At 60.3% G+C, this 24,568-nt stretch carries 18 protein-coding genes; 5 read left to right on the top strand and 13 right to left on the bottom strand.

Translation table 11 applies throughout. The features are described 5' to 3' along the window. Nucleotides 1-573: 573 nt before the first annotated feature. The 7 genes from N2A98_RS15955 to N2A98_RS15925 all read right to left on the bottom strand — a co-directional run bounded on the left by N2A98_RS15955 (nucleotide 574) and on the right by N2A98_RS15925 (nucleotide 8,403). Nucleotides 574-912, bottom strand: coding sequence for a Na+/H+ antiporter subunit G (locus N2A98_RS15955; RefSeq protein WP_014718935.1), 339 nt, complete (start codon nucleotides 910-912; stop codon nucleotides 574-576). Further along, complete coding sequence (locus N2A98_RS15950; protein WP_003192168.1) at nucleotides 909-1,187, bottom strand: K+/H+ antiporter subunit F; 279 nt, start codon at nucleotides 1,185-1,187, stop codon at nucleotides 909-911. Before N2A98_RS15950 ends, N2A98_RS15955 begins: the two co-directional genes overlap by 4 nt. After that, on the bottom strand, nucleotides 1,184-1,672 hold the full coding sequence (locus tag N2A98_RS15945) for a Na+/H+ antiporter subunit E (RefSeq protein WP_275622309.1): 489 nt from the start codon (nucleotides 1,670-1,672) through the stop codon (nucleotides 1,184-1,186). Before N2A98_RS15945 ends, N2A98_RS15950 begins: the two co-directional genes overlap by 4 nt. Beyond that, entirely contained in the window at nucleotides 1,669-3,351 is a 1,683-nt protein-coding gene (locus tag N2A98_RS15940) for a monovalent cation/H+ antiporter subunit D (RefSeq protein WP_275622308.1), read from the bottom strand. Before N2A98_RS15940 ends, N2A98_RS15945 begins: the two co-directional genes overlap by 4 nt. Beyond that, nucleotides 3,348-3,692 carry a Na+/H+ antiporter subunit C gene (locus N2A98_RS15935; RefSeq protein WP_003192163.1) on the bottom strand — a complete coding sequence of 115 codons (345 nt, stop codon included), beginning with the start codon at nucleotides 3,690-3,692 and terminating at the stop codon, nucleotides 3,348-3,350. The genes N2A98_RS15940 and N2A98_RS15935 overlap by 4 nt, the downstream gene beginning before the upstream one ends. Then, nucleotides 3,692-6,613: a monovalent cation/H+ antiporter subunit A gene (locus tag N2A98_RS15930; protein WP_044267887.1), complete on the bottom strand. Its 2,922-nt coding sequence runs from the start codon at nucleotides 6,611-6,613 to the stop codon at nucleotides 3,692-3,694. The genes N2A98_RS15935 and N2A98_RS15930 overlap by 1 nt, the downstream gene beginning before the upstream one ends. Before the next feature lie 860 nt (nucleotides 6,614-7,473). Next, nucleotides 7,474-8,403 (bottom strand): DMT family transporter, encoded by a 930-nt coding sequence (locus N2A98_RS15925; RefSeq protein WP_044274620.1) that lies wholly within the window; start codon nucleotides 8,401-8,403, stop codon nucleotides 7,474-7,476. A gap of 92 nt (nucleotides 8,404-8,495) precedes the next feature. Here N2A98_RS15925 and N2A98_RS15920 point away from each other — a divergent pair, with 92 nt between their 5' ends. Together N2A98_RS15920 and N2A98_RS15915 are read left to right on the top strand one after the other, a co-directional pair. Further along, the gene (locus tag N2A98_RS15920; RefSeq protein WP_044274619.1) at nucleotides 8,496-9,059 is read left to right on the top strand and encodes an XRE family transcriptional regulator; all 564 of its coding nucleotides are present in this window, start codon (nucleotides 8,496-8,498) and stop codon (nucleotides 9,057-9,059) included. 23 nt (nucleotides 9,060-9,082) lie between these two features. Beyond that, nucleotides 9,083-10,477 carry an FAD/NAD(P)-binding protein gene (locus N2A98_RS15915; protein WP_078803361.1) on the top strand — a complete coding sequence of 465 codons (1,395 nt, stop codon included), beginning with the start codon at nucleotides 9,083-9,085 and terminating at the stop codon, nucleotides 10,475-10,477. A 103-nt stretch (nucleotides 10,478-10,580) separates the two neighbouring features. On the opposite strand, the gene N2A98_RS15910 is transcribed toward N2A98_RS15915, so the two are convergent. The 4 genes from N2A98_RS15910 to N2A98_RS15895 are packed head-to-tail and all read right to left on the bottom strand — an operon-like array spanning nucleotide 10,581 to nucleotide 15,204. Beyond that, nucleotides 10,581-11,834, bottom strand: a complete 1,254-nt coding sequence (locus tag N2A98_RS15910) for an HlyD family efflux transporter periplasmic adaptor subunit (protein WP_275622307.1) — start codon at nucleotides 11,832-11,834, stop codon at nucleotides 10,581-10,583. Next, a complete protein-coding gene (locus N2A98_RS15905; RefSeq protein ID WP_275622306.1) occupies nucleotides 11,824-13,308 on the bottom strand; it encodes a TolC family protein in 1,485 nt (494 codons plus the stop codon). Before N2A98_RS15905 ends, N2A98_RS15910 begins: the two co-directional genes overlap by 11 nt. Continuing rightward, nucleotides 13,301-14,500 (bottom strand): ABC transporter permease, encoded by a 1,200-nt coding sequence (locus N2A98_RS15900; RefSeq protein ID WP_275622305.1) that lies wholly within the window; start codon nucleotides 14,498-14,500, stop codon nucleotides 13,301-13,303. The genes N2A98_RS15905 and N2A98_RS15900 overlap by 8 nt, the downstream gene beginning before the upstream one ends. Beyond that, nucleotides 14,497-15,204 carry an ABC transporter ATP-binding protein gene (locus N2A98_RS15895; protein ID WP_275622304.1) on the bottom strand — a complete coding sequence of 236 codons (708 nt, stop codon included), beginning with the start codon at nucleotides 15,202-15,204 and terminating at the stop codon, nucleotides 14,497-14,499. The genes N2A98_RS15900 and N2A98_RS15895 overlap by 4 nt, the downstream gene beginning before the upstream one ends. A 355-nt stretch (nucleotides 15,205-15,559) precedes the next feature. Between N2A98_RS15895 and N2A98_RS15890 the strand changes: the two genes are divergently transcribed. Further along, nucleotides 15,560-16,291: a TetR/AcrR family transcriptional regulator gene (locus tag N2A98_RS15890; protein ID WP_032880606.1), complete on the top strand. Its 732-nt coding sequence runs from the start codon at nucleotides 15,560-15,562 to the stop codon at nucleotides 16,289-16,291. 327 nt (nucleotides 16,292-16,618) lie between these two features. Continuing rightward, entirely contained in the window at nucleotides 16,619-20,521 is a 3,903-nt protein-coding gene (locus N2A98_RS15885) for a hypothetical protein (RefSeq protein ID WP_275622303.1), read from the top strand. A gap of 81 nt (nucleotides 20,522-20,602) precedes the next feature. On the opposite strand, the gene N2A98_RS15880 is transcribed toward N2A98_RS15885, so the two are convergent. Continuing rightward, entirely contained in the window at nucleotides 20,603-21,664 is a 1,062-nt protein-coding gene (locus N2A98_RS15880) for an FUSC family protein (RefSeq protein ID WP_275622302.1), read from the bottom strand. Nucleotides 21,665-21,816: 152 nt separating this feature from the next. After that, nucleotides 21,817-23,433, bottom strand: coding sequence for an NADP-dependent glyceraldehyde-3-phosphate dehydrogenase (locus N2A98_RS15875; RefSeq protein WP_078803356.1), 1,617 nt, complete (start codon nucleotides 23,431-23,433; stop codon nucleotides 21,817-21,819). Nucleotides 23,434-23,571: 138 nt separating this feature from the next. On the opposite strand from N2A98_RS15875, the gene N2A98_RS15870 reads away from it, so the two are divergent. Then, on the top strand, nucleotides 23,572-24,450 hold the full coding sequence (locus N2A98_RS15870) for a Dyp-type peroxidase (RefSeq protein ID WP_275622301.1): 879 nt from the start codon (nucleotides 23,572-23,574) through the stop codon (nucleotides 24,448-24,450). Nucleotides 24,451-24,568 lie beyond the last annotated feature (118 nt).

Raw genomic sequence — 24,568 nt, 5'->3', positions numbered from 1 at the left:
ACTGTAGCAGCGGACGGTAACCACGATGCGAAGCGAGCCGCTCTTGATCTGGCTCTTGATCTGGCTCTTGATCTGCTGTTGATCTTGATCTTAGGCGCCCCGTTAAACCACGCTGGCCGGAATTCGACAGGGATTTGGGGGGTAAACCGGCAGGGATGCCGGTTTAGCCGCCCCGCGCCATGGATGGCGCGTGGCGGCGGCCCCCAAATCACTGGCGGATTACGGGCACACCGAGCCTAGGCGAGGTGCCGAGTGGTGGGGCAAGAGCGTTTTGCTTACTTTTGCGCTTTTCAAAAGTGAGCCGCTGTCAGAGCGGAACCCTAGGTGGCCGTTACCTAAATAACGGATATGTACTCAGTCTGATCCTAAATCCCGGTAGGCTGTCAGGCCGTCTTCGCGAGCAAGCCCGCTCCCACAGGTTGATCGCGGGGTGCCAGGTAGATGGGCGCCGGCTGTCAGGCCGTCACGGGAGCAAGCTCCCTCACCACAGGTTCAGCGTCGCACCAAAGTTGTGTAGATACCTATGGCTATCGCAAGCCAGCTCCCACATTTTTACTGCGTTCGCCTGATGAATCAGCGGCGGCTGCTGACTTCGGCGGGGACGTCATCACCGGCCATGCGTTTGCGGAACAGGGCGGTTCGCGCCAACAGCAGTGTGGTGACCGGCACGGTGATCGCGAGCAAAATCGGAATCAACCAGCCGTGCAACACCGGCCCGGATTTGAGCGTTGAAAAGTAGATGATCGACGCCAACGCCACGCTCCAGGCCCCCAACGTCGAGGCGAGTGCCGGCGGGTGCATGCGTTGAAAAAATTCTTTCATCCGCAGCAAGCCAATCGCGCCAATCAAGGCAAACAGGCTGCTGAGCAACAGCAACGCCGCCACGATAATTTCAACCCATAACGGCATCATTCAATCACCTCGCCACGCAGCAGGAATTTGGCCAGGGCGAACGAGCCGACGAAGCCGAACAGCGCGATCAAAAGCGCCGCTTCAAAGTAAGTGTCGCTGGCATAGCGAATACCCAGGGTCAGCATCATCAGCATCGCCAGGATGTACAGGTAGTCCAGCGCCAGTACCCGGTCCTGGGCCGAGGGGCCTTTGAACAGGCGCACCAGGGTCAGCACCATGGCCAGGGAGAACAGGAACAGGCTGAACAGGATCGCATTGGCGAGCAGGGCGCTCATTCGAAGATCTCCATCAGGGGCCGTTCGTAGGCGTGCTTGAATTGCTGGATAAACGAGGCTTCGTCACCCAGGTCGAAAACGTGCAGCAGCAGGATGCTGCGGTCCAGGGCCAGTTCCGACCAGACGGTGCCGGGGGTCACGCTGGTGATCATCGCCAGCACGGCCAGGCCGTTGGCGTCGCGCAGGTCCAGGGGGATCTTGATAAAGCGCGAGCGCGGTGGGCGGGAGCCGCAGGTGAGTACGCCCCAGGCCACGTGCAGGTTGGAGATGATCACGTCGAGGCCGACCCGGAAAAACAGGCGGATGATCACCCCAGGGCGGCGGATGCGAATCGGCAGCGGGCGCAGCGGCGCCATCAGCAGCGGGGCAAGAAAGCCCAGCAGTGCGCCCAGCAACAGGTTGCCGGGGCTGATCGACAGGTTCAGCACCAGCCACAACACCCACAACGCCAACGACAACCAGGGAGCCGGGAACAGACGCTTCATGGTTGCACCTCCAGGGCGGCGGCCTTGGCTTCAGGGCTGGGCACTGGCCGGGTCGCGAGCACTGCCATCACGTAGTGTTCCGGGTTGTTCAGGCTGTCGGCGGTGGCTTGGGTGTAGCGCATCAGCGCCTCGGCCTTGAAGGTCAGCGCGATGCTCAACCCCAGCAGCAGGAAGATCGGCACACATTCGTAGCGGCGCAGCAGCGGTGATGGGCGTTCTTCCGGGGTCCAGAAGCGCTGGATACCGAGGCGGGCGAACGCGATGAGCGAGGCCAGGCCAGAGAGAATCAGCAGCGCCACCAAGCCCCAGGCCGCTGGGCGGATGGTCTCATCCACGGCGTTGCCCAGGCCCAGTGGGTTGATCAGCGCGCTCAACAGGCTGAGCTTGCCGATAAACCCGGACAGTGGCGGCATGCCGATAATCAGCAGCGCACAGGCGATAAAGCTCAAGCCGAGAAAGGCCATGGTCCAAGGGATGACCTGGCCGATCACCGCTTTTTGCTCATCGTCCAGGTTCACGCCCGGGCGCGGATGCAGCGATTCCATGGCTTTGGGCAGCGCATCGATCTCTTCATCCAGTGGCAGATCGTTGGCCGAACGCGAACGCTCGATCAATTCCGCCAGCAAAAACAGCGCACTCAGTGCCAGGGTGGAGCTGACCAGATAGAACAGCGCCCCAGCGGTCAGGCTCGGCTGGGCAAACCCGACGGCCGACAGCAGGATCCCGGCCGACACCAGGATGCTCAGGCTGGCCATGCGCTCCAGGCGCTGCGCCGCCACCATCGCCAGTGCCGCGCAAATGATGGTCGCCATGCCGCCGTACACCAGCCAGTCGCCGCCAAACAGCGCCGAGGCGCCGGCCTGGCCGGAGAACAGCAGGGTCCACAGGCGCAGCACGGTGTACACGCCAACCTTGGTCATGATCGCGAACATCGCCGCCACCGGCGCGCTGGCCGAGGAGTAGGCGGGCGCCAGCCAGAAGTTCAGCGGCCACATGCCAGCCTTGGCCAGGAACGCCGTCGCCAGGATCGCCGCACCGGCATGCAACAGGCCGCGATCGGCCTCTGGCACCAGCGGGATCTTCAATGCCAGGTCAGCGAAATTCAGCGTACCGGTGACGCCGTAGATCATCGCCGCGCCAATCAGGAACAGCGACGACGCCAGCAGGTTGATCGCAATGTAATGCAGCCCCGACGACACCCGCGCGCGGCCGGAACCGTGCAGCATCAGACCGTAGGAGGCGGCCAGCAGCACCTCGAAGAACACGAACAGGTTGAACAGATCGGCGGTGAGGAAGGCGCCATACAGCCCCATCAGCTGGATCTGGAACAGGGCATGGAAGCTGGTGCCCGCACGGTCCCAGCGCGCCATGGCGAACAGCAGCGCACTCACGCCGATCACCCCGGTAAGCACCAGCATCATCGCCGACAGTTGATCCACCACCAACACGATGCCGAACGGTACCTGCCAGTTGCCCGGCAGGTACACGCCGATAGAGCCGGGGCCGCCTTGTTGCGTCCAGTACAACAGCAGCACGGCAACGCCCAGGCCGACGATGCTGGAGCACAGATTGATCTGGGCTTTGAGCGGGCGGCGTTTCTCGCCCAGCATCAGCATCAGCCCGGCGGTGAGCAGCGGCAGCAGGATCGGCGCGACGATCAGTTGATTCATCCACGTCATTCCTTGGGCTCCCGGCCGTCTACATGGTCAGTGCCGGTCAGGCCCCGGGATGCCAGCAGCACCACCAGGAACAACGCGGTCATGGCGAAGCTGATGACGATGGCCGTGAGCACCAGGGCCTGAGGCAGTGGGTCGGTGTAGTTGAGCAGGTCTTGGGGCACGCCGTCCTTGATGATCGGCTCCTTGCCGATAAACAGGCTGCCCATGCTGAAGATGAACAGGTTGACGCCGTAGGACAGCAGGCACAAACCCATGACCACTTGGAACGTCCGTGGCCGCAGGATCAACCAGACGCCGGAGGCCGCCAGGACCCCAATGGCTATTGCGATGACTTCTTCCATCAGGCGGCTCCTTCGGTTGCAGCAACCACTTTGGGCTGGTTGCTCGGTTTATGCGCGCGCACCGACTGGTGGCCGAGGGCGGTAAGCATCAACAGGGTCGAGCCCACGACCATGGCGTACACGCCGACGTCAAAGAACAGCGCACTGGCGATATGAATGTCGCCCAGTAACGGCAGGCTCAAATGCCAGGTATGCGTGGTGAGGAACGGGTACCCGGCGAACAGCGCACCCAGCCCGGTCAAGGTGGCCGACAGCAGGCCGAAGCCCATCCAACGCATCGGCCGCAGGCTCATCTGCGCCTCGACCCACTGGGTACCGGCGACCATGTATTGCAGGATAAACGCCACCGACATCACCAGCCCGGCGACGAAACCACCACCCGGTTGATTGTGGCCACGCATGAACAGGTAGAACGACACCACCAGCGCAATCGGCAGCAGCAGGCGCACCAGCACCGCCGGCACCATCATAAAGCCCAGGGCGGTGTCGCTGGCCTGGCGCGGGTTGACCAGATCGGTCGCCACGTCCGGCGCCAGTTGGCGTTGTTGGGGCGGTAACTCCATGCTTTCCTTGGAAGGGCGGAAGCGGCGCAGCAAGGCGTACACGGTCAAGGCCACGGCGCCGAGTACGGTGATTTCGCCCAACGTGTCGAAGCCACGGAAGTCCACCAGCATCACATTCACCACATTGCTGCCGCCGCCTTCGGGCAGGGCGCGGCTGAGGTAAAACGAGGAGATATCGTTGGGCGTCTGGCGGGTCAGCATCGCGTAGGACAACAGCGCCATGCCGCCGCCGACCGCGGTGGACAGCAGCAAGTCACGCAGGCGACGGATACGCGCCTTGCGCAGCGAACTGGGCAGTGGCGAGACTTCTTCGATCCGCCGTGGCAGCCAGCGCAGGCCCAGCAGGATCAGCACGGTGGTGACCACTTCCACCACCAGTTGGGTGAGGGCCAGGTCCGGTGCCGAGAACCATACGAAGGTGACGCAGGTCATCAGGCCGCACACGCTGACCATGGTCAGGGCCGCCAGCCGGTGGTACTTGGCTTGCCAGGCGGCGCCAAGAGCGCAGGCAATCGCCAGCAACCACAGGGTGACGAAGACGATGGAACCCGGGATTTTCGGGCGGTCGCCCCAGCTGAGGCCACTGTTGATCATCGGGATCATCGCGCCGATCACTGCCAGCAGCACCAACAGGAACAACTGGGTTTGCAGGCGCTTGGTGCTGATGCGCTTCTCGATGCGGCGCACGCCGCGCATCATCACCACCAGGCAGCGCTCGAAACCGCGCTTGCCGTTGAAGTAGCCGATCAGCGGTGGGTATTCGAAGCGGCCACGCTTGAGTTGCTTGCGCAGCAACAGGTACAGCACCACGCCGCCGGTCATCGCCACCAGGCTCATGATCATCGGCGCGTTCCAGCCGTGCCAGATCGCCAGGCTATATTCGGGCAAGGTACCGCCCACCACCGGCAGGGCGGCAGCGGCGAGGATCGAGCCGACCACCTGGGCCGGGAAAATCCCCACCAGCAGGCAGGTGAACACCAGCAGCTCGACCGGTGCGCGCATCCAGCGCGGCGGCTCGTGGGGCGTGTGCGGCAAGTCGGTGGCGGGCGGGCCGAAGAACACGTCCACGGTAAAGCGCAAGGCATAGGCCACGCTGAACGTACCGGCGATGGTCGCGATCAGCGGCAGGGCGATTTCCACCCATTGGGTCGACGAGATAAACACGGTTTCGGCAAAGAACATCTCTTTGGACAGGAAACCATTGAGCAACGGCACCCCGGCCATGGACGCACTGGCGACCATCGCCAGGGTCGCGGTAAACGGGATCAGGCGCACCAGGCCACTGAGCTTGCGGATATCCCGCGTGCCGCTTTCGTGGTCGATGATGCCCGCGGCCATGAACAGCGAAGCCTTGAAGGTGGCGTGGTTGAGAATGTGGAAGACGGCGGCAACAGCGGCCAGCGGGCTGTTAAGGCCCAGCAGCAGGGTGATCAGCCCGAGATGGCTGATGGTGGAATAGGCCAGCAGGCCTTTGAGATCGTTTTGAAACATGGCGCAGTAAGCGCCGAGGAGGAGAGTGAGGGCGCCGGCACCGCCGACGATCCAGAACCATTCTTCGCTGCCGGACAGCGATGGCCACAGGCGGGCCAGCAGGAACACGCCGGCCTTCACCATCGTCGCCGAATGCAGGTAGGCCGAAACCGGTGTCGGTGCCGCCATGGCGTGGGGCAGCCAGAAATGAAAGGGGAACTGCGCGCTTTTGCTCAAGGCGCCGATCAGCACCAGGGCGAGCATGACCGGGTACAGCGAATGCGCGCGAATCTGATCGCCCGCCGCCAGCACCTGGTCCAGGTCATAGCTGCCGACGATATGCCCCAGCAGCATCACCCCCGCCAACAGGCACAAACCGCCTGCGCCAGTGACCATCAGCGCCATATACGCACCACGGCGCGCATCGGCACGGTGGTGCCAATAGCCGATCAGCAGGAACGAAAACAGGCTGGTCAGTTCCCAGAAGAATACGATCTGGATCAGGTTGCCGGAGATCACCAGGCCAAGCATGGCGCCCATGAACGCCAGGAAAAACGCAAAGAAACGCGGCACCGGGTCGTCCGGTGACATGTAGTAGCGCGCATACAGCGACACCAGCGTGCCGATGCCCAGCACCAGCATCGAGAACAGCCAGGCGAACCCATCCATGCGCAACACGAAGTTCAGCCCCAGGCTGGGCAACCACATAAATTCTTCGCGGATCACACCACCGTGGGCGATCTGGGGGTAGAGCAGGGCGACTTGAATAGTACCGACCAATGCCACAAGGCCGGCCAACAGGGATTCGGTGTTACGTGCGTTATGCGGCAGCAAGGCCGCCAGACAGCTGCCGATAAAAGGCAGAAGCAGTAGAACTATCAGGGACATAGGCTTCTAATCTGCGGGAGTTTGGGATGCATCATACGTGCCGCTTTCACGATCACCAAACGCCAAGATGTGGCAGGATCCTACAAGGTAGGCTGAAACTTCCCATTTGGCACTGTTTGAACCTGCGCTTGAATTAAAAAGCCGACCTCTGTGGGAGCCGTTATCTGCAGCGACGCCGTACCTGTGGCGAGGGAGCTTGCTCCCGTGACGGGCTGACAGTCGACGCTTATCTCCCTGACATCCCACGATCCAATTGTGGGAGCGGGCTTGCCTGCGATGGCGGCCTATCAGCCGACACTTCTCTACCTGGCACCCCACGATCCAATTGTGGGAGCTGGCTTGCCTGCGATGGCGGCCTATCAGCCGACACTTCTCTACCTGACACCCCACGATCCAATTGTGGGAGCTGGCTTGCCTGCGATGGCGGCCTATCAGCCGACACTTCTCTACCTGACACCCCACAATCCAACTGTGGGAGCGGGCTTGCTCGCGAAGGCGGCCTGGCAGTCAACACAGTTGGAGCGTGTACATATCCATTCCTGCGGTAACGGCCACCTAGGGTTCCGCTCTGACAGCGGGTCACTTTTGGAAGGACCCAAAAGTAACCAAAAGGTCCTCGCCCCACCACTCGGCACCTCGCTTAGGCTCGGTGTGCCCGTAATCCGCCAGTGATTTGGGGGGCCGCCGCCACGCGCCATCCATGGCGCGGGGCGGCTAAACCGGCATCCCTGCCGGTTTACCCCCCAAATCACTGTCGAATTCCGGCCAGCGTGGTTTGACGGGGCGCCTGAGATCAAGATCACAAGCAGATCAAGATCAAGAGCGGCTCGCTTCGCATCGTGGTTACTGTTGATCGCAAACTACCCCTGCCGCTCCTGCTCCAACGCCTCTGCCAGCTCAACGGCCTTCTGCCCCTTGGTCTTCAACTCGCTCACAATCACCGCCACCACAATCAGCACCGCCCCCAACATCGCAATCGGCGGGAACCGCTCCCCGGCGATTCGCCCAACAACGCCTGCCCACACGGGCTCACCGGCATAAATCAACGTTGCCCGGGTTGGCGACACACTTTGCTGGGCCCAGTTCATCGCCACTTGGATCACCGCACTGGTCAAGCCCAGGCCCACGGCACTGAACAGCAGCAGCCAGGAAAAGCCCGGCAACGCCTCGCCCATGGGCACCACCATCATGAATGACAGCACCGAAGCGGTGGCCAGTTGCACCACGGTCACCCGGCGAATATCCACCTGGCCGGCAAATGCGCTGATCAAGATGATCTCGGCCGCTATTGCCACTGCACCGACCAGCGTGGCGATTTCACCTGGGCTGAAGTTCAACGAAGCCCCCGCCGGGCCGGTCAACAGCATCAACCCGGCAAACGCCAGCATGATGCCGATGCTGGGCATCAACCCGGGGCGACGGCCCAATACCAGCCACTGCAACAGCGGCACGAAGGGTACATACAAGGCGGTGATAAACGCCGACTGGCTGCTCAAGATGGTTTGCAGGCCGATGGTCTGCAAGCCATAGCCGAACATGATTGCCACACCGATAAACACCCCGGCCTTTAGTTCGAACAGGGTCAGGTCGCGCAGGGTGCGCAAGGAAAAGAGCCCCACCACAATCGTCGCCGCCGCGAAGCGCAGGCCGACAAAGAACATTGGCCCGCTGACGGCCATGGCGTGCTGCACCAGCAAAAAGGTGCCGCCCCAGATCATGGTGATCACCACCAGGATGCATTCGGCTTTACTGAAACGGTTGAAACGCGAAGGGGAGTTCGGGGCGGTCATGGCGGCTCGGTCTTGCAAGGGGAAAGCACGGACCGCACAATGCGCCGCACGCTGGGCAGTATACTGCGCACACCTACTCATTGAGCAATATAGTGCACAAAGAAAATCCGCAACGGGCCTCGGTCCTGCAGCACGTCAGCCACAACGTTCGTCGCCTGCGCCATGCCGCCGACCTGAGCCAGACCGCGCTCTCGGAAAAATCCGGTGTCAGCCGGCGCATGCTGGTGGCGATTGAAGCGGGGGAGAAGAACGTCAGCTTGTCGACCCTGGACCGTGTCGCCGAAGCGTTGGATGTGGCATTCAGTGACCTGATCCAGGCGCCGGATGTGCGCGATCATAGCCGTATCAACGAGTTGGCCTGGGCGGGCGAAATTGCCGGTAGTAAGGCGGTGTTGCTGGCCAAGGCCACGGCACGGCGTGAGGTCGAATTATGGGAGTGGCGGCTTGAGCCCGGTGATCGCTATTGCCCGGACCCTGACTTGGAAGGGTGGAGCGAACAGCTGTTTGTGTTCGAGGGCAGACTGACGCTGGTGATAGGTGATCAGGAAAATGTGATCGAAGCTGGAGAGTTCTTTATGTTCGCCAGCCACCAGCCCCATGCTTATCGCAATGATGGGGACGCGGCGGTGCGATTTGTTCGAAATGTGGTGATTTGAACAACACTCAGGGGTGAGCCAGCATGAGTCAATCAACCCGCAATGCTGATGTACTGATCATCGGCGGCGGCCTGAGCGGTACGATGCTGGCCGTGCAACTGCTGCGCCTACCGGGCACGCGGCGCATCCTGATAGTCGAACCCCGTGCTGAACTGGGGCGAGGCGAAGCCTACAGCGCGGTCGAATTGGGCCATACGCTGAACGGCAATGCCGCCCGCATGAGCGTTGACCCGGACAATACCGACGACCTCACTCAGTGGCTCACCGACTACATCAGCGCCGGGGGATGGCCCGAGTCGTATCAACAGCATGTGCCCATCAGCGAACTGTTCCCGCCGCGGGGGATTTTTGGACTGTATGCCCAGCAGCGCTTGGCTGAAGCCAAGGCGCGGTCCACCTCGACCGTCGAGCACATCCGTGCCGAAGCGGTGGACCTGCAAGTCGATGCAACCTCGGCGCTGTTGACGCTCGATAATGGCGAGCAACTGCGGGGCGCCTTTGCGGTAGTGGCCACCGGCATGTTCCCGGCGGCGCGTACCCCGCAAACCGAATCCACAGGTTTGAACGCCGCTGCGCTGGATCCTTGGGATGTACGCGCAATGACCCAATTGGACCCCCAATCGACGGTACTGGTCATCGGCTCCGGCCTGACCATGGTCGATGCCGTGGTCTCCCTGGAACAGGCCGGGCATCGCGGGCCTATCGAGGTTTTTTCGCGCCACGGCTTGTTGCCCCATGTACGCCGGCAACCGCCGAGCTGGAACGACTTCCTCGCCGCCGACCACAGCCTGAGCAGCCCCCGACAGTTGCTGCGTGAGGTGCGACGCCAATGCCAGCTCGCGTTGGGGCAAGGCACAGACTGGCAGGCGCCGTTGGACACGGTGCGCGGGCATATCGCGCGGCTGTGGAGCCAGGCCAGTGAGGCTCAGAAACGCCAGTTCGTGCGGCATGTGCGGCCTTGGTGGGAAAGCCATCATCACCGTTCGCCGCCAATGAGTGCGCAACTGGTGGAGCGCTTGCAGGGGGAAGGGCGGTTGCGGATCCGTGCGGCGTCGTTCAAGGGCTTGATGCCGTCGCAAGAGGGGGTCGCCATTACGGTGCGCTACCGTGGCGAGGATGTGATCACCCAGGTGTGGGGCGCTGCGCTGATCAATTCCAGCGGCATCGAATACGACTGGCGCCGGGTGGCCCGGCCTTTGCCGCAGCAATTGCTCAAGCGCGGGTTGGTCCAGCCTGGGCCGTTGGCGCTGGGGATTGCGGCGGATGCGTGCGGCGCAGTGCTGGATGCTCGCGGCCAGGTCAGCCCGCGACTGTTCGCCATGGGGCCGCCGTTGCGGGGCATGTGGTGGGAGAGCACGGCGGTGACCGATGTGGCGCTGCAGGCCAAGGCGCTGGCCGCCAGGCTGGCACAGGCTTGAATGTGGGAGCTGGCTTGCCTGCGAAAGCGGTAGTGCAGTAACGGATGCAATGGCTGACACACCGCCTTCGCGAGCAAGCCCGCTCCCACATCTTGATCTCCTTTTATCGTGAGATTTTCACAAACCCGGATTTCAGCCCAAACACCTCAACCCCCTGGGGCGTCGATTGCCCAGTGGTCACTTTTACCCGCTGCACCGGCTGATCCATCGCCGCCCGATACTCCACGGTCATGTCCGCCTGGATCGCCTGGCTGGGAATCACGATCGCCTGGTCATTGTTATAAGTGACGATGGTCAACCGCGCACTCATGCCCAGGCGCACCCGCTGCAACTGTTGGGGCGTCAGCTTGGGGATCGACAAGGTCACCGGAAACTGCGCGCTGCCCTGGCTGTCGCTGGCGATGGCCAAGCCGCTGACCACGCTGACCGAACCCGTCAGCCGTTCGCCGTCAAAGCCATCGCCCATCACTTCAACGGCCTGGCCCTGACGCAACTGGTTGATATCCAGCTCTGAGACCTTGGCGACGATTTTCAACTGTTCGATATTGGCCAGGCCGAACAGCACCTGGCCCTGGCTGACCTTGCTGCCGGCCTGCACCGGCGCGTTGTTGTTGCCGCCACCTTGAGCCGTGTTGGTGCTGCCGGGGGCCGGTACCACAATGCCGGAGAAGGGCGCCTTGACCTCCTTGCCTTCGAGCAGTGTTTGCAAGGCTTCGTACTTCACTGTTGCATTGGTCAGCTCCATCTCTGCGATCTGCCGGTATTCGCCCTGGCCTTGGTCCAGGGCTTGTTGCAGCTCACTGCGCGCCGCCGCCAGGTCCAGTTGCTGCTGTTGAGTCTGCTGCTTGAGGTCGTCCAGTTCGTTGCGGGGGATGATGCCGCGCTTGAACAGGTTTTCGCTCTCGGTGAGTTTGCGTTGGGTGTTACTCGCGGTCATTTCAGCGGTGCGTAAACTGCGACGGGCACGGCTGACGGTGGGGCTGCTGCCCCAGTCCTGCATTTCCTGCACCGTGCGCCGGGCCTTGAGTTGCGCGGAGAGCGCATCGCGCAGTTGTACTTCAAGCGTCGCCGGGTCCATGCGCAACAGGACCTGGCCGGCCTCGACGCGCTGGCCTTGTTCGACCAGGTTGGCCAGCACATTGCCGTCGAATGGTGCCGTCAGGACGACGGTGGTGTCCGGCTCGATCTTGCCCACCAGGCCGATTTGGTGCACCAGTGGGTCGGGCTTTACGGCCAGCCACTGTTCGCCTGTACCCGCCTGCTCAGCCCCGCTGCGTTGACTGAGCAGGCCGGCGGCCGCGCCGGCCAACAGCAGGATCAAGGCAACGGCCAGCAGCGATTTTTTATTAATAGTCATTGAGGGCAATTTCCCAACTTTCCAGCGTCATGCCCAGGGTCAGATCGAGCTGAGTCTGGGCGTTCAAATAAGCGATCAGCGCATTGAGCTGGGCATTTTCGGCGTTGCGCAGGTCGGTTTCAAAGCTCAGCACCTGGAAGTTGGTGGAGCGCCCGGCACTGAGTTTTTCCCGCTCGATCTCGATCTTGCGCCGCGACAACTCCACGGCGCGCTTGGAGATTTCATATTGGCGCCAGCGGGTGCCGAGGTCACGCACCACATTGTTGACGTTGCGCTCCAGTTCCTGGCGAGCGTCGGTAATGCGGATTTCCTGGTCTTCTACGTTCACCCGTGCACGCACTTCGGCCTGGCGCGTGCTGATATCGCCAATAGGGATCTGCACTTGCACCCCGGCGTAACTGTCCCAGGTGCGGTTATTGTTATGGCCGTCGTCGTTATCGGTGGCGGCGCGTATCTGGTTGGCGCCGGCCACCAGGTCCACCTGCCAGCGCCCGGAATCCTTGGCGATGACCAGGTTAAGATCGGCCTGCTGGCTGCCGAGCAGGGCGGCGAGGTATTCCGGTTGCTGGTTTTGCGCGAGGTTGAAGGCCTGGCGTTTGTCGATCTCCATGGGGCTGGCTTCCAGGGCCTCGGTGGCGCGCACCGGTGTCGACAGGTCCAGGGCCAGCAGGCGCAGCAAGGCCAGGCGGCTGGTGTCGAGTTGGTTGCGGGCTTCTTCCACGCCTAGTTGTTGGGTGGCGATATCGGCCTCGGTCTGCACGATCTCGAACTCGGCCATGCGCCCGGCGCTGATCAGCGCCTTGTTCACCTCCAGCAAGGTCGTGGAGCGCTTGAGGGCTTCCTGCACGATCACCAGTTGTTCCTGGGCGCGCAGCAATTCTCGGTAGGTGGCGATGATCTGGCTGATGGTCTGCGCCACGGTGGCCTTGAGGTTCAGGCGGTTGGCCTGCTCGGCCAGGCGCGACAGGCGCAGCGGTGCGGTGGTGGCATCCCAGCCGGCGCCACGCATCAGCGGTTGGATGATCGCCAGGTCCAGGCCGTCGCTGCGGTAGCGACCGGCGCGGTTGGCGTTGTTCAACTGCTGGGTCCAGGCCATGCTCAAGCGCGTGCCGTATTCACCCAACAGGCTGCTGGTGGGCGCGACGTTGGCGTTGCGCGCGTTGTCCTGGGAGCCGCGGGTGCTGCGGTAATAGCTGTTGAGGGTGAGCTTGGGGTTGAACACGTCTTCGGCCACGCGCAGGTCGAACTTCTGCGCCACCCGTTGCAGGTAGGCGCTGCGGATCGCCGGGTTATTGCGCAGGCCCAGATACACCGCGTCGCCGAGGGTCATGGTGGTGGCTTGGGCATTCAGCGAGACGCTACGCTCGTAGCCGCTGCGGGTGGTGCTCGGTGCCTGGGGGTTGATGACCACGTCGGCGGCCATGCCCGGCAGGCTGATCAGCATCAGCATCAGCACTAGCAGGTACTTATTCATCGCGCAGGGCCTCGACCGGCTGCAAGCGTGAGGCCGACACCGCCGGGTAAATGCCAAAGAACAAACCCACCAGCAACGTGCTGCCCACGCCCAGGGGTAGGGCAGCCACTGCCAAGGCAAAGGCCCAGCCCGACAACCACGCATACAGCCAGGCAGCGGTCATGCCCAGCACCGCGCCGCACAGCGCACCCACGGCGGTGAGGGTGACCGCTTCGAGCAAAAACAGGTTGCGGATGTCTCGCTGGCGCGCGCCCAGGGCCATGCGGATGCCAATCTCGCGGCGGCGTTCCGAGACGTTCATCAGCATCACGTTCATCACCCCCACACCGCCGCCCACCAGGGAGATCGCGCCGAGGGCCAGCAGCAGGTAGGCGAAGGTGCGGCTTTGGCGGGTCATGCCATCGATCATTTGCTGGGGCACCGTGATGTCGACGTCATGGTCGGTGAGTTGGGGCTGCAGCGCGGCGGTGGCGTCCCTGGCGATACGTTCCATGTCCTGCCTCGGCGCCGCGCGGATGATCAGGTTGTTGATCTGTGGGGTAGCGTAGATGCGGCGCATGCCCTCGGCGGGGATAAACAATGATTCGTTGGCTTGCACCGGCATCAGCATGGCCCGGGGCTGGTTGTGCAGGATGCCCACCACCAGAAACAGGTAGTCGTTGATACGTACACGGTCGCCCAGTTGCAGCGGGTCACCCGGCGCGCCGAGGGCCTGGGCGAGTTGGTCGCCGATCACCCCGTAGGTTTCGTTGGCATCGAAGGGTGACAGGAAGCGCCCCTCACGCAACGCTAGTCGCATGGCGTCCTGGATACCGGCAGTACTGCCGACAAAGCTGGCATTGGTGGTGCGCCCATGAAACACGATGGGCCCGCTGAACAGGCTGAGCGCGCCAATATGGGCAATGCCTGGCACTGCCTGGCGCACCGCGTCGAGGTCCAGCTGTGTGCGCATCGGCACGTTGCTGCTGCCCTTGGGCGGGAACTGGGCGATGAGGGTGTCGGTGCCCATGTCCTTGAAAATCATCGCCGCATCTACCGCCGCGTTGTGGCCGATATTGATCAACGCCACCACGGAGGAGCTGCCGATGACGATCCCCAGGAGCGCCAGGATCGAACGCTTGCCCAGGGTGCGCAGGCTGATAAAGGCTTCGTGCAGCAACTGGCTGAGGCTCTGCTCGACCCGCAGGCTCATGGGCGCCCGGCCTCATGCACCACACCATTGCGCACCAGGATCTTGCGCTCCAGGCGCTCGGCAATGTGGGGGTCGTGGGTGACGATGATCAGCGTCACCTGTTGTGCACGGTTGAGGTTCAACAGCAGGTCCATGATCTCTTGGGCGGTGGTGCTGTCGAGGTTGCCGGTGGGTTCGTCGGCCAGAATCACCGAGGGGTTGCCAACCAGGGCGCGGGCAATGGCCACGCGCTGGCGCTGGCCGCCGGAGAGGTCGGCAGGGCGATGGTGGGCGCGTTCGGCGAGGCCGACCTGTGCGAGCATACGTTGGGCGTGTTCCACCGATTCATGCCGCGACACGCCGCGATAACTCAAGGGCAGCGCGACGTTGTCCAGGGCACTCAGGCGGGGCAGCAGGTTGAAGCTCTGGAACACGAAACCGATCTGCTGGTTGCGGATCGCCGCCAGCTCATCGGGGGTGGCGTTGAAAATATCGTGGCCGGCAAAGTGATATTGGCCGCAGTTGGGCAGGTCCAGCAGGCCGAGGATGTTGAGCAGGGTGCTTTTGCCGGATCCAGAGGCACCGAGAATGCCGCAGCTGTCACCGCTGGCGATGGACAGGCACACGTCATTGAGAATGCTCAATTCTTGCCCGGCGAGCTGATAGCGCTTGCCGATGCCTTGCAGGGAAATCAAGCCGGGTTGCGCGGGGGTCTGTGTCATCATGACTACGCCTGCAGTCTCGACGGTGCCGCCTTGCTCCCGGAAAACCCTTGTAACAAGTTCGGAAGCTGCGTGTACGCGTCACGGACTGATTTTATTTCTTGTTTTTAAAATATTGTTTGAATAGTAACTGCCTTCCTGAGGCTTCGCCAGCCATGGAGGTAGAGCGGTTTTACCGGTTGAAACGATTTTTTCGCCGTGTCTCAGGGGCGGGTAAATATCCATCGGCTAGCCTCAAAAGCCCGGTTATACAGGCTTTGCAAGATATGGCGGAGTGTCACTACTTGCTTTCGACGGGCCGCCCCGGTATAAAAAATCAAATTATTTTTTAAAACAATATTTCCGCCGTGGAATCCATATGGTCGCGAAGAAACTCAGCGCTCCAAACGTTACCAAGACTCGACTGCTGGATGCGACAGAGGCTCTCTTCATCAAGTACGGCTATGACGCCGTGTTGTTACGGCAGATCACCGAACGTGCCCAGGTCAACCTGGCGGCGGTGAACTACCACTTCGGGGACAAGGACTCCCTGATGAAAACCCTGCTGATGCAACGCCTGGAGCCGCTCAACGAGCAGCGCCTGGAACTGCTGGCCCGCTGTGAAGCCGAATCCGACGGCCCGCTGGATTGCGACACGCTCCTGGGCGTGCTGTTTGCCCCGGCCATGGGCCTGGAGCGCAGCGACCCGGCCAGCGGGGAAGGGCGTTCGTTCATCCGCTTCCTGGGCCGGGTCTACAGCGACACCTCGCCGTTCATCCAGGAATACCTCAAGGTGCATTACCAGCCGGTGTTCCAGCGCTTCTTCGAAGCCTTCGCCCTGGCCCTGCCGGACCTGCCACGCAATGAGCTGGGCGTACGCCTGCAATTTGCCCTCAAGGCGATTTCCGGGGTAATGGCCGGCACCGAACTGCGCCTGCTGATGAACTCCATGAGCCTGGGCCGACCGGCCACGGATGCCGAGGTGATGGCCAAGTTGATCACGCTGGTGTCGGCAGCGATTCGCGTGCCGCAGCAGAGTGCCGAGGCTGAAACGGCGTTGGCCAAGGTGCTGGAGACCCAGCGCGCCATTCGCGAACAGGCCACACGCTGAAACCCATCCCCAACCCCTGTAGGAGCGAGCAAGCTCGCTCCTACAGGGTGAGGCCGTTTCTTGACCAAAACCCAGGCAAAAAAAAGCCCGCTGGGGCGGCGGGCTTGATATGCAACGTTTGTAACGGATGAGGCTTCACACTACGTCTCGGCTTGTGAATAAAACGTGAAAAATATGTAAGAAGAAGTGTGAATTTGCTTTACGGCTTACATGCATGTGAACGAGCAGGGTTATTACCGCTGGTCAGAACTGTCAATTCTCACAGGTGACGGGTTGTAGTTGAAGGGGCTTTTATTTCCACAGCGATCCCCGCTCAGGAGAAAAAAGATGCCGACCAAGCCTGCGAGTAAAAAAAATAGCGTTGCAGCCAGCCCCAGCCCCAAGAAAAAATCTGCCGGCACGCATAAAACGACGGCCGCAGAACAGCCGTCGGTTTCCGTCCTTCCTGTAGCGAATAAAAAAAAGACCCCGCCGAAAAAAAAAGCATCGCTGCCTAAAGGCCCGGCACAACCCACAGTCGTTCAAGATCTCGACTCCCCCTACCCTGTGCCCAACCAAGTCATTCCGGTTCTGGGAGCGGCCTACGGGATTGGTTATCGTCATATCAAAGATGGTTTGACCTATGTCTTTGAGCGTTGGTCCGACTGTAAAGAGGGCGATACATATCATATATGGATGAACGGGATACACATGCAAGAGGGTAAAGTTAATTCCGTCAATAAAGATGATCCACGTTTTTTTCTGGTAATTCCCAGAACGACCCTGCTGCACTATTTTGTCAATAATGTATATGGAGAAGTCATCCGGGGCGGCCCGGGAACACCAAGTACTTCAGTACCGCAACGTATTCTGATACTGCACACGTTGCCCGGTGGGGATGGCAATTGCGACGGTTCCTACCACCGTGGATTGACGTTTACGCTCTCCGATGTCTATGTCGACTCCGTGGTTGCGGCTCGAGGTGTGACATGCACCATCCACAAGTGGGTGAACATGCGGGTCAATGACCTGGTTATGTTCTACTGGGGAGAGCACCGCTATGAGTTACCCCCTTTGCGTAATGATCAAGTCGGTTCCGACCTTACGTTCACTATCGAACCTACTTTTTTAAATGCAGCGGGCAGCGGCCATTTTGTCGTGCAGTTCTATTTGTACGACGAGGTCTTGGATGTGTCTGGACCTTGCCACCGATGGAGCAAGCCGACTCCTGTCAACGTTGACCTTAACCTGACGTTGCTGGATGAGCCTGAGATTGTCGAGGCGGATGCGGCAACACTGCTCTTGGAAGCTGATGAGTTACATGGTCAACCTGCCACAGGTTCAGTACTGATTCGCAGAAATGATCCGAACTTTATCAGGGGGGATTTCCTTATTTGGAAGGTGGAAGGCAACACGGTGGATGGCGAGAATGTTTCCTATGGGTTTCGCTTGGAAGTTGAACTGGCGAATTACAACGACATTGCAATTCCCAACGCGTTTATCCGTTCTCTGATCCAAAGCACCTTGAAGATCTCCTATGTTCGTGAACGAGGCATGCTGGCATCCAGATCAACCATCTATGCGGTCGCTGGAGTCCTTTATACCTTGCCTCAGCCCGACGTCGTCCAGGCGCATGGTCCATTTGTGGAGCCGGACTTGCCATACATCACTGCGGCAATGCCTGACTACACCCCACCCGGTAATGCAGGGGATAGCCTGCGAGTCAATATTATGGGGGATAACAAGGATGGCAGTGTCGAGCACGAATTCAGCGATCGCGCCGCCGGAACTCATCCCCGTTTCCGGGACTTCCTGAACGCCGCCTATGCACGATTCGAAGGACTGCTTCGTACCCGCGTCTATTATGGTGTCACGGGGCCAGTAAACATACGCGAGTCCGAACGTCGATATATCCAGATCGGGCGTCCGGCGCGCAGTTTAATCGCGCCGCTTATTCAGGAGGCAGACGCCACCAACAATGTTAATCCGGACAGCATCGGCAGCGTCGCGACGTTTGAGGCCCGTGCAGAGTTCAGGGCCGGCGATGAAGTTATTATCAAATTCGTGGGATCGGTAACGGGAACAATCTCATCCTCCTATGTACTGGCTGTGAATTCCAACCCTTTTCTTGCTGATATTCCTAAACAGCTGATAGACGGCAATAAAAATGGCACGCTCACTATCAGTTATGTGCGCAGGCGGTTTGCCGTGGATGAGTTGTCCGAAGAGGCGACCTATACCATTGGCAGGGCATTGGGCTTGCTGTCCCTGCCCGAGGTCCTCGAGGCGACAACAGGGCCGGATGAACTCGACCCGTGGCTGGTAGTAAATACCGGAGCCACAGTACGTTGCCGCTATGATGAACCCAAGGACGGCGATACCGTCGAAGTCTGTTGGCTAGGGCTGGTCGGCGGCGGCGTACACTTTGAAGTCAAGGATGCGCAAAGCGGAGATGCTTATGTCGATGTGATCGTTCCGCCGGAAGCGATTGGCTTCAGTATTCATCCGTCTGGGCGTGATATCGACGTATCGTTTAAGGTGGTGCGTAATGGTTTTCCCACAGACTCACCAACCCTCACCTTGAACTTGCTGACCTTGAGCCATGTGCCTGGCGCAACGATTGATAGCATCGGCGAAAGCGCCGTTCTCGAAATACCCAAGTTACAAGACCTTGACCAGACCCGTGTGCTTCCCTGGCCATACATTGCACTTAAACAGAAGATGTATAAACGCTACATCGGAACCTTTAACAATGATGACGCCTATTACGAGGAGACATTTGCAGGTCGTGAAGTCTCATTCAACGATGTGAACGATGGACCCGCGTCTTACACGCCTGTTGGCAGATTGCGCAATCTGCAAGAGTGGACGCCCTTAGCCATTGAATTTGGTGTGACGTTTAATCACAGTAGCAACGCTGGTGACATTGTATGGTTCGAGACTCGCCATTATATGGTTCAGACCGAGTCCAATGTCTTCCCTCATCCGCAAATCAGGTATTCTTCTCCTCCGGACGGGCCTGAAGTTGTTATCAGTCCCATCACCGTTGAAAATAAATGTCAGATGTTGGTGACCTACCCGAACATGAACCAAGGGGGAGAGGATCTGATTACGCTGTATTTGATCGACTCACAGGGAACGTCGATTGAAGTGGGTACGCTGCCTGGGCTTGACGGCGGCACGGTGACGTTCAATATCAGCAATGAGCTGGTTGGGGCGGCAATTAATACTACAATCCAGTTTCAGTATGAGGTGATATTGGGGCGTGGTGGGCAAGGCTCTTCGGAAGTTCAGATAGTGCATGTCCAGGCGATCCCTCTGGGCAGTCTGCCAAGAGCCTTTATCAATAATATTGGCAATGGAGGCACCATAAATCCTGCCAGTCTGACTGGTAATGCTGTGTTGAGGATGGGCAAGTGGCCGTATAGTCAGGAAGGCCATATTGCCTGGTTAATAGTGTCTGCCCCAGGAGCGAGCACGCAGGAATTGCTGGTAGCGCACAGCGTTACCGCTAGTGAGGCTGCCAATGGCTTTATAAACATCACGGTGTTGCGCAGTTGGCTGATGTCTGTGCCAAATAATGGAACCGTTACTATAACGCCGCATGTGAACTTCAATAAGCAGAATGATAAGCCAAAAGCGGTGGCCTTCCCGCAGACGCAGTACCGAATCATGCATACTACAGCATTGGTGTTCAATCAGGTGACGGTGTATTTGAACAGGAAAACGTACCTAATAGACGGATATCCAAATGTTTTGCCAGCTTTTGGTGCGGGTAATCAGGTCCAATATATGGCATCCGGCGGAACTCCTCCGTATATCTATTCTACCTCCAATGCCAATGTCGCCAATGTCACTAGCAATTCAGGATTAGTCACCGTGCGAGGTAATGGCACTGCATATATCAGCGTGCGTGACTCGTCATTCCCCGCACAGACGCGAAGTTACGCCGTTGTTGTCAGTAATGTGGTTCGCTGCCTTGATTTGGGTAATGGTACTGTTCCCACAAATCGGTCGGTCGCTGCCAACGCTGGCAGGCGCCTGCCCAGCCTGACAGAGGCTCGAGAAATTCATGCGGCGTATGGCGCTCGTTGGCCGATAGGGGGCGGCTACTTTGATTGCACGTCGACGTTCTCCCATTCTGAATGGTTTAGTAATTACTACTATGTAATCAACGTCAAAAACGGTGATACAGGGACAGCCAAGGATCACTTTCTTGGTGGTTACAGCAATGCTATCGGGCTGCTCTGAACAGGACTTGTTGTCATGAAATAGTAACGGGAGGGCTCACGATGAAGCTCTCCCGTACTTATTCACTGAGTTGCGTTAGCTTCAGATGCGCCAGCGTGCTGAGGTCGTCGCAAGCCGCTCGCGCATTCCCTCCACATTCTGCGCCAACTGCACTGTCAATAATCGATACCCATCCAGAGCACTGTAAACCGGTTCACCCAGCGTGGACTCACGGGCAGTGGTGTGTCCGCTACGCTCCAACCGCTCCGTCACCCCCGACTTCAGCGCCCGAGCCATCCCCACCAGTTGCACCCGAATCTGCCGATGCTCGGCCTTCAACATCACCCGCATCCTTGCCGTGGCCTGCTCATCGCGCGGGTCCGGCCGGGTATTGCCCAGAATCTCCAGAGTGCTGATGCACATACGTAAGTGACGCTGGATCGCGTCCAGTTCAGTCATGGAAATCCGCACTTCCTTGGACACCGAAGGCATCAGCGAACGCAGTTGCACCATCGCCCCGTTCAAGCGGTTGAGCAGCTTGAGGTGTTCGTCGTCGGTTACCGATTGGCCATTGATGATCCGGCTATAAATCTGCGCGCAGTCACGCAGGGCGCTGGCCAGGTTGTAGCGCCACGAATACACGGCGTACAACGGCAAGGCAAAGGAAAACGCCAGGGCCAGCACGATGCCAATGAGGATATCGACGGTGCGCCACAGGCCATCGGAGATCGGGTTGTCGCCGTGGCCGGCGACGATAAATACCGTGATCGCCGACAGCAGCGCGATGTAACCGCCCTTGCCGATGGCGTGATAGGAAAAGAACCCGCACACCACCGACATCAGCAGGTAGGTGAGCAATGGCAGGCCGAAGTATGCCTGTTGCACCACCAGCAGCAAGCCGACGCTGGCGCCGATCAAGGTGCCGTAGGCGCGCTCGACGGCTTTCTTGCCGATATTGCCGTGGTGCTGCAACCCACCGATCACGATCAGCATGGTCACCGACGCCCATTCACCGTGGGGCAGGTTGAGGCCGGTGGTCAGCAGGATGGTTGCCAGCAAACCCACTGATACGCGCGCGGCATGGATCAGCTTGGCATGGCGAAAGCGGCGGTAGGGGTCAAGCAAGGGGCGCAGCAGGCGCCGGGCAAAGAAGGGCAGGTTCATCAGTATTAAAGTGGCCTCGATAAGTAGGGCTGGCTCGGTCTGAATGGTGGGAGCGGGCTTGCTCGCGAAAGCGATGTATCAGTTAAAAGTTTGTTGACTGACACTCCGCTTTCGCGAGCAAGCCCGCTCCCACATTTTGTTCGGCGGCGTTCTTAAAAGATGTAGTCGGTAGTCAGGAAACTCGAATCGCGGTTGCGCAAAATGTCGCTGACCAACGCCTTGTTACTGTCCTGGAACTTGGTCGCCACCAAGGTGCGGATCGAGAACACGCGCAAGGCGTCATGTACCGACAACGTGCCCTCGGCCGAGTTCTTGCGCCCATTGAACGGGAAGGTGTCCGGCCCACGCTGGCATTGGGCATTGATGTTGATGCGGCCCACCTGGTTGGCGAAGGTGTCCACCAGGCGCCCGACTTCCACGGGATCGGTGCCGAAGAGGCTCAACTGCTGGCCGAAATCCGAGTCCAGCACGTAGTCGATCACGGTTTCCAGGTCACGGTAGGGCACGATCGGCACCACCGGGCCGAATTGCTCTTCGTGGTAGACGCGCATCTGTGGGTTCACCGGGTACAGCACCGCCGGGTAGAAAAACGAACCACGGCTGCTGCCGCCCTCGGCATTCATCACCTTGGCACCATGGCGCGCCGCGTCGGCCACCAGCTCGTTGAGGTAATCGACCTTGCCCACTTCCGGCAGTGGCGTCAGCGCCACGCCGTCTTCCCAAGGCATGCCGGGCTTGAGCGTCGCCAGCTTGGCGTTGAATTTCTCGATAAAACGTTCCACCACGTCTTCATGCACGAACAGGATCTTCAACGCGGTGCAACGCTGGCCGTTGAACGACAGCGAGCCGGTGACGGCTTCACTCACTGCGTTGTCCAGGTCCACTTCGGGCAGCACGATCCCCGGGTTTTTGGCGTCCAGGCCGAGCGCAGCGCGCAAACGGTGCGGTTTGGGGTGCAGCTTTTTCAAATCACTGGCGGCCTTGTTGGTGCCGATGAACGCAAAGATGTCGATCTTGCCGCTCGCCATCAGTGCGCTCACCGTCTCGCGGCCGCTGCCGTAGATCACGTTGATTACCCCGGCCGGGAAGCTGTCGCGGAAGGCTTCCAGCAAGGGACGGATCAACAGCACACCCAGCTTGGCCGGCTTGAATACCACGGTATTGCCCATGATCAAGGCCGGGATCAGCGTGGTGAAGGTCTCGTTCAACGGGTAGTTGTAAGGCCCCATGCACAACGCCACACCCAGAGGCACGCGGCGGATCTGGCCGAGGGTGTCTTGCTCCAGTTCAAAGCGGCTGCTGCGGCGGTCGAGTTCCTTGAGGGCATTGATGGTGTCGGTGATGTAGTCGCAGGTGCGGTCGAATTCTTTCTGCGAGTCCTTGAGGTTTTTGCCGATCTCCCACATCAGCAGCTTGACCACCGCATCGCGCTGTTCGCGCATGCGCCGCAGGAACGCCTCGACGTGCTGGATACGCTCTACCACGCGCATCGTCGGCCATGCACCTTGGCCACGGTCGTAGGCGCGCACGGCAGCATCCAGGGCGGTGAGGGCGGTGTCGGCATCCAGCAACGGCGTGCTGCCGATGTGCACGCGCTCATCACCCAGTTGCACCGGGCTTTGCACGCGGGCAAGCGGGCCGTTCCACACCTGCAACTGGCCATCGACCAGGTATTCACGTTGTTCAATGGGCGCCGCCAGGCGAAATTGCTCGGGAATCTGCGCGGTGGAGGTGGGAAACAGCTGGGCGAGCAGGTTGCTGGTGGTCATGTCGCTACCCCTGGAATAGTTGCAAAACATGACTAGAGAGTCACCCAACAAGCGGCTCTAACGCAAGGCTTGCGCGCATTCTTGTTCGCAGCGCGGTGTCCGCCGGGTAAACTGCGCGGCTTTTCAGAAGGAGTTCACATGAGTCAGTACCAGCCGGGCATTCTTGCCGCACCGGTGCCTTTGCAGGCCCGCCATCTGTTTTTCGCCCTCGACTCGCTGCAAGCCGTGCCCGCTGCGCTGGACGCACTGGTGCAGTTGACGGATGCGGCGGCTGTGGTGGGGTTCGGTGAGCCGCTGGTAAAGGCGCTGGGTGCCCAGATCCCAGGGCTGCGCTCATTCCCGGCCGTTAGCGGCCCTGGCGCTCACAACCCCTCGACTCAACAGGCGCTGTGGGTATGGCTGCATGGGGTGGATCGCGGTGAGTTGCTGCTGCGCAGCCGGGCCGTGGAAAAAGCCCTGGCCCCGGCGTTTCGCCGGGTGCAATCGACTGAAGGCTTCCGCTACAAGACCGGCTTTGACCTGACCGACTACGAAGACGGCACCGAAAACCCCCACGACGATGCCGCCGTGGAAGCCGCGCTGACCGACAGCGGCGCCAGCTTCGCTGCTATCCAGCAATGGCAGCACGACCTTGAAGGTTTCGCCGCGTTGCCTGCCCAGGAGCGTGACCACATCATTGGCCGCCGCCATGGCGATAACGAAGAGCTCGACGATGCCCCCGAGTCGGCCCACACCAAGCGCACCGCCCAGGAAAGCTTCACACCGGAAGCCTTCGTGGTGCGCCGCTCCATGCCCTGGGCCGAAAATGGCCAGGCGGGGCTGATGTTCCTCGCATTTGGTCATTCTTTCGATGCGTTCGAAGCGCAGTTGCGACGCATGAGTGGGTTGGAAGATGGGATTGTCGATGGCCTGTATCGCATCAGCAAGCCGTTGACGGGGGGCTATTACTGGTGCCCGCCGCTGAAGGACGGGCGCCTGGACCTGGGCGTGGTTTTTGAGACGCGCCGCTTGCCTTGAGCGATCATTGCCTCCTGTAGGAGCGAGCTTGCTCGCGAAAAGCGTCAACGATAACGCGCGCCGCCTGAATCAACACGGCGCCTTCGCGTTTTTCGCGAGCAAGCTCGCTCCTACAGAA

This window comes from Pseudomonas sp. FJ2-5-13 (assembly GCF_029201605.1).
Lineage (GTDB): Bacteria > Pseudomonadota > Gammaproteobacteria > Pseudomonadales > Pseudomonadaceae > Aquipseudomonas > Aquipseudomonas lactis.
Note: the sequence above shows the minus strand (reverse complement) of the source record. Positions and strands in the feature narration are given on the sequence as shown.